This is a genomic window from Vibrio sp. 704, assembly GCF_033339295.1.
In genome coordinates, this window is sequence record NZ_JAWOUH010000437.1 from 1 (window position 1) to 701 (window position 701).

The 701-nt window shown below is 47.9% G+C and carries 1 protein-coding gene; it reads right to left on the reverse strand.

Annotation, left to right across the window (positions count from 1 at the left end; genetic code table 11):
• Nucleotides 1-126: 126 nt before the first annotated feature.
• A partial coding sequence (locus R7R24_RS26955; RefSeq protein WP_318120157.1) for a family 20 glycosylhydrolase occupies nucleotides 127-701 on the reverse strand: 575 nt, incomplete at its 5' end.

Below are 701 nucleotides of genomic sequence, written 5' to 3' on the forward strand. Positions count from 1 at the left end.
GACGTATTCGCGATTCTCGTTATCGAAATAGCCGTATTTCATTTGTGTCTTTCCTTTTTACAAAGCTGCGTCTGCAGCCAAAATTTAAAAACTCTTCAAGCGTGATGCTTCTACATCAGCTCTGTATTACTTCCACGGTTTACGGTAATTCACTCCCTGCAAATCAAGCAGCGGTAGGTGTCCTTTCAAACGTGATAAATAGTCGGTCCAGTCTCGGTGTTGCTTGTCTGTCCAACATGCTTCTGCCATTGCGGTTAAGCGTGGGAAGACCATGTAGTCCATACGAGACTGGTTGTTGATGATTTCGCACCACAATGCTGTTTGAATGCCCCAAATGCGTTTACGTATTGGATCGTCGGCTGGCACTTCAGCGAGTGGTTCATAGTTGTAAGCTTTTTCTAGCGGCAACGGGTTAGCCCAATCCACGCCCGGTTCTTCTGGTGCGTAATCTTGGGTCATATCTAAGTAGGTGGTTTGCGCTGGTTGTAGCACCACATCGAAACCTTGGCGCGCGCAGTTCAACGCCGCTTCTTCGCTTAACCACGAATAGATCACTGTGTCTTTGCTGACTTTGTCGCCATGCTGTGCTTCTTCCCAACCCAGCATGCGCTTGCCAAGTTTGCGCAGTTTGTCTTCGGCATGACGCAAGAAGTGCCCTTGTAACTCTTTGTAGTCGCTGTAACCCAGTTGTTCCATTAGTG